The organism is Acidovorax sp. KPB24-03, assembly GCF_057546605.1.
Genome location: NZ_BAAJYR010000242.1, coordinates 1 through 5,167 on the forward strand (window position 1 = coordinate 1; position 5,167 = coordinate 5,167).

At 68.4% G+C, this 5,167-nt stretch carries 2 protein-coding genes and 2 pseudogenes; 2 read left to right on the plus strand and 2 right to left on the minus strand.

The features are described 5' to 3' along the window. Both AC27KI_RS18210 and scpA read right to left on the minus strand, forming a co-directional pair. Positions 1-237, minus strand: a pseudogene (locus AC27KI_RS18210) (GNAT family N-acetyltransferase); the annotation flags it as partial. Positions 238-298: 61 nt separating this feature from the next. Next, a pseudogene (gene scpA, locus AC27KI_RS18215) lies at positions 299-2,465 on the minus strand (methylmalonyl-CoA mutase). Positions 2,466-2,589: 124 nt separating this feature from the next. Between scpA and AC27KI_RS18220 the strand changes: the two are divergent. After that, a complete protein-coding gene (locus tag AC27KI_RS18220) occupies positions 2,590-3,225 on the plus strand; it encodes a GntR family transcriptional regulator (RefSeq protein WP_487115120.1) in 636 nt (211 codons plus the stop codon). Between the two features lie 160 nt (positions 3,226-3,385). Beyond that, positions 3,386-5,167 (plus strand): sensor domain-containing diguanylate cyclase (locus AC27KI_RS18225; protein WP_487115122.1); only part of this gene is annotated, 1,782 nt, incomplete at its 3' end.

Genomic DNA, 5,167 nt, shown 5'->3' on the forward strand with positions numbered 1-5,167 from the left:
CAGCGCCCGGCCGCCCTCGGGCCGCACGGTGACGAAGCCCATGCGCCGGCCGTCGGGTGCGACCAGGTGCTGCATGTGCTCGGGGGTGAAAGCCGCGCGCAGCCGCTCGCGCGAGCGCTCGGGCGTGTAGCGGCCCACGCGCTCCAGGCTCTCGCGCATGGCCGCGGTGCGCAGCGCCAGCATGGGCTCGAAGTCCGCTTCGGCCACCGGATGCCAGGTGAATGCGGGGGCGGTCAATGCGGCACCTCCACGCGGCGCCATGCCATGCGCGCAGGCGCCCGGCCGACGGTCGCCATCGTCATGCCGCGAAGGCCTTGCGGATCTGCTCCAGCACGTCCTTGGCGCTGGCCGGGATAGGCGTGCCGGGGCCATACACGCCCTTGACGCCCGCCTCGTAGAGGAAGTCGTAGTCCTGCACCGGGATCACGCCGCCCACGAAGACGATGATGTCGTCCGCGCCCTGGTCCTTGAGCGACTGGATGATGGCCGGCACCAGCGTCTTGTGCCCCGCCGCCAGGGTGGAGACCCCCACGGCGTGCACGTCGTTCTCGATGGCCTGGCGGGCGCATTCCTCGGGGGTCTGGAACAGCGGGCCCATGTCCACGTCGAAACCCAGGTCGGCGAAGGCCGTGGCGACCACCTTGGCACCGCGGTCGTGCCCGTCCTGGCCGAGCTTGGCGATCATCACGCGCGGGCGGCGGCCTTCGGCCTCGGCGAACTCGTTGATCTCGGCCTTGAGCTGCTCCCAGCCTTCGGCAGAGTCGTAGGCGGCGGCATACACGCCCGTCACCTTCTGCGTGTCGGCGCGGTGGCGGCCATAGACCTTCTCCAGCGCATCGGACACCTCGCCCACCGTGGCGCGCAGCCGCATCGCCTGGATGGCCAGGTCGAGCAGGTTGCCTTCGCCGCTCTCCGCCGCGGCCGTGAGTGCGTCCAGCGCCTGCTGCACCTGCGCGGCATCGCGTTTTTTCGCGGATGGCTTTCAGGCGCGCGATCTGCCCGTCGCGCACCTTCACGTTGTCGATCTGCAGGATGTCGACCGGGTCTTCCTTGTGCAGCTTGTACTTGTTGACGCCCACGATCACGTCCTTGCCCGAGTCGATGCGCGCCTGCTTCTCGGCGGCCGCGGCCTCGATCTTGAGCTTGGCCCAGCCGCTGTCCACCGCCTGGGTCATGCCGCCCATGGCCTCGACCTCTTCGATGATGGTCCACGCGGCATCGGCCATGTCCTGCGTGAGCTTTTCCATCATGTAGCTTCCGGCCCAGGGGTCGATCACGCTGGTGATGTGGGTCTCTTCCTGGATGATGAGCTGCGTGTTGCGGGCGATGCGGGCCGAGAACTCGGTGGGCAGCGCGATGGCCTCGTCCAGCGCATTGGTGTGCAGGCTCTGCGTGCCGCCGAACACCGCGGCCATGGCCTCGATGGTGGTGCGCACCACGTTGTTGTAGGGGTCCTGCTCGGTCAGGCTCCAGCCGCTGGTCTGGCAGTGGGTGCGCAGCATCAGGCTCTTGGGGTTCTTGGCACCGGTGGCCTTCATGATGCGGCACCACAGCAGGCGCGCGGCGCGCATCTTGGCCACCTCCAGATAGAAGTTCATGCCGATCGCCCAGAAGAACGACAGGCGGCCGGCGAACTCGTCCACGTCCAGCCCCGAGGCGATGGCCGTCTTCACGTACTCCTTGCCATCGGCCAGGGTGAAGGCCAGCTCCAGCGCCTGGTTGGCGCCCGCCTCCTGCATGTGGTAGCCGCTGATGGAGATGGAATTGAACTTCGGCATGTTCCGCGCCGTGTAGCCGATGATGTCGCCGATGATGCGCATCGAGGGCTTGGGCGGGTAGATGTAGGTGTTGCGCACCATGAACTCTTTCAGAATGTCGTTCTGAATGGTTCCCGACAGCTGGTCCTGCCGCACGCCCTGCTCTTCCGCGGCCACCACGTAGCCGGCCAGCACCGGCAGCACGGCGCCATTCATCGTCATGGACACGCTCACCTTGTCCAGCGGAATCTGGTCGAAGAGGATCTTCATGTCCTCCACCGAATCGATCGCCACGCCGGCCTTGCCCACGTCGCCCGTGACCCGCGGATGGTCGCTGTCGTAGCCGCGGTGCGTGGCCAGGTCGAACGCCACGCTCACCCCCTGACCGCCGGCAGCCAGTGCCTTCCGATAGAAGGCGTTGGACTCCTCGGCCGTGGAAAAGCCCGCGTACTGGCGGATCGTCCAGGGCCGCACCGCGTACATCGTGGCCTGCGGGCCGCGCAGGTAGGGCTCGAAGCCTGGCAGCGTGTTGGCGTAAGGCAGATTCGCCGTGTCCTCGGCCGTGTAGAGCGGCTTGACCGTGATGCCATCGGGCGTCACCCAGTTCAGCGCCGCGACATCGCCACCGGGGGCCGACTTGGCGGCGGCCCGGGTCCACGCGGCGAGGTCTGCGGAGGCAAAAGAGGGGAATGGGGTGTTGCTGCTCATATCTGGGAAGGCTTCACGGGTGGCGAGAAAAGCGCGGTGGCGCTGCAACGATTTGGCACAGTGAAGCGAGTCTAACCCAATCTGTAATTATTAATTTATAGTTTTTCTGCGGTACATTCCCGCCATGTCAGCCGCCACCCTCACCCCCCGCGCCCTCTACGAAGAGGTGGCGGAGCAACTGCGCCAGCGCATCTTTCGGCGCGAGCTGCAGCCCGGCAGCTGGATCGACGAGCTGCGCATCGCCGAGGAGTTCGGCATCAGCCGCACCCCCCTGCGCGAGGCCCTCAAGGTGCTCGCCGCCGAAGGGCTGGTCACGATGAAGGTCCGCCGCGGCGCTTACGTGACCGAGGTGTCCGACAAGGACCTGCGCGACGTGTACCACCTGCTGGCGCTGCTGGAGAGCGATGCGGCCGGCGTGGTCGCCGCCAGCGCCACGGCCGAACAGCTGCGCGAGCTGGAAGGACTGCACCGCGAGCTGGCCTCCAGCGTGGCCGACCGCGAGCGCTTCTTCGCGGTGAACGAGCGCTTTCACATGCGGGTGCTGGAGATGGCCGACAACCGCTGGCGCAACCAGATGGTGGCCGACCTGCGCAAGGTGATGAAGCTCAACCGCCACAACTCGCTGCTAAAGCAGGGCCGCATCGAGGAATCGCTGCGCGAACACGGCCGGGTGCTGGCCGCGCTGCAGGCACACGACGCGCAGGCCGCCGCCTGCGCCATGCGCGAGCACTTCTCCAACGGGCTGCAGGCTGCCGCCTGAGCCGTGCCGCGGCCTGCGGGCCGCGCCCCCCTGAGACACCCGGCGCTTGCCCCGCAGGGATATCGCCTTCATGATGCACCCGTTGTCCATAAACGATGGCACCGCGCGCTCGGTAGCCATCCCCCACGGCCAAGGCCGGTGACACACGGGAGGAGCTTGCATGCTGGAGCGGTTTTTCTTGCTGGGAGAGTCCCCTGCCGACCTGCTGGTGGCACAGCACGATCCGTGGCTGGTGCTGCTGTCGGTCGCGGTGGCCGTGGCCACGTCGACCCTCGCGCTGCACCTGGCGGGGCAGGCCCGGCTGACCCACGAACCGGTGCACCGCACGATGGCGCTGGCCACTTCCGCCGTCGCGCTGGGGGCGGGCATCTGGGCCATGCACTTCATCGGCATGCTGGCCTTCACCCTGTGCGTGGCGGTCCAATACGACGTGGGCATCACCCTCCTGTCGATGCTGCCGGGCCTGGCCGCCTCCTGGGTGGCGCTCACCGTGCTGGCCCGCCAGGAGGTCACCGGGCGGCAATTGGCCATGGGCGGATTGCTCGTGGGCGCGGGCATCGGCGCCATGCACTACGCCGGCATGGAAGCCCTGCGCATGGCACCGGACCTGCGCTACGACCCGGCCTGGTTCGCCGCATCGATCGTGGTGGCGGTCGTCCTGGCCGTGCTGGCGCTGTGGGTGCGCTTCACGGTGCACCAGCGCAGCGGCATGTCCAACTGGCAGGCCACCGTGCTGTCGGGCAGCATCATGGGCATGGCGATCTCGGGCATGCACTACACCGCCATGGCGGCTGCCCGCTTCGTCGGGCAGGCCGACCCGGAAATGCCGGACAGCCACGCCTGGACGCAGGCGCTCGCGGTGATGGTGGCGCTGGTGACGGCCGGGGTGGGAATCTTCGCGGGCGTGGCCAACGGCCTGATCCGCTACCGCGACATGTACCGCAAGGTGCGCCGCAGCGAATCGCGCCTGCGCGCCCTGGTGGACACGGCGGTGGACGGCATCATCACCATCGACCATGAAGGCACGGTCCAAAGCTACAACCGCTCGGCGGAGCGCATCTTCGGCTGGCCGCCCACCGACGTGCTGGGCCGCAACATCCGCATGCTCATGCCGCAGCCCGACAGCGCCGCCCACGACGGCTACCTGCGCCGCTACCTGGAGACCGGCGAGGCGCGCATCATCGGCACGGGCCGCGAGGTGCTGGGGCTGCACCGCGACGGCAGCACCTTCCCGCTGCGGCTGGCCATCGGGCGCGCCGATGCACCCGGGAGCCCGATGTTCGTGGGGTTCGTCACCGACCTGCGCGGCGTGAAGGAAGCAGAGATGCGGCTGGGCATCGCCGCCAGCGTGTTCGCGCACAGCTACGAAGCGGTGCTCATCCTGGACGCCGAGCGTGCCATCGTGGATGCCAATCCCGCCTTCGAGCGGATGATGGGCGAGTCCCGCACTGAAGTCCTCGGCCGCCACGTGCAGACGCTCTACGCCGCCGCGCCCCACCCCGACTTTCCTGGCGTATGGCATGCCGTGCAGGCCCAGGGCTACTGGCAGGGGGAACTGCTCGGGCGCAGCCCGCAGGGGGCCTTGCCGCAGCGCGTGTCCATCGCGGCGGTGCTGGGCGACGAAGGTTACCCGCACCACTACATCGTGGTCATCAGCGACATCACCCAGATCAAGGCGCACGAGCAGGAGCTGGAGCACATCGCGCTGTACGACAGCCTCACCGGCCTGCCCAACCGCCGCCTGCTGGCCGACCGGCTGGTGCTGGCGATCGCCCATGCGCAAAGGCACCGCGAACTGCTGGCCGTGTGCTACCTCGATCTCGACGGCTTCAAGCGCGTGAACGACCAGCACGGCCATGCCGCCGGCGATCAGTTGCTCATCGAGGTCGGCCGGCGCATCCAGTCGCATCTGCGCGCCGAGGACACGCTGGCGCGGCTGGGC

What these genes read in the sequence shown, in the direction of transcription:
- AC27KI_RS18220 (WP_487115120.1), top strand. Translation starts at nt 2,590, where the DNA reads ATGTCAGCCGCCACCCTCACCCCCCGCGCCCTCTACGAAGAGGTGGCG.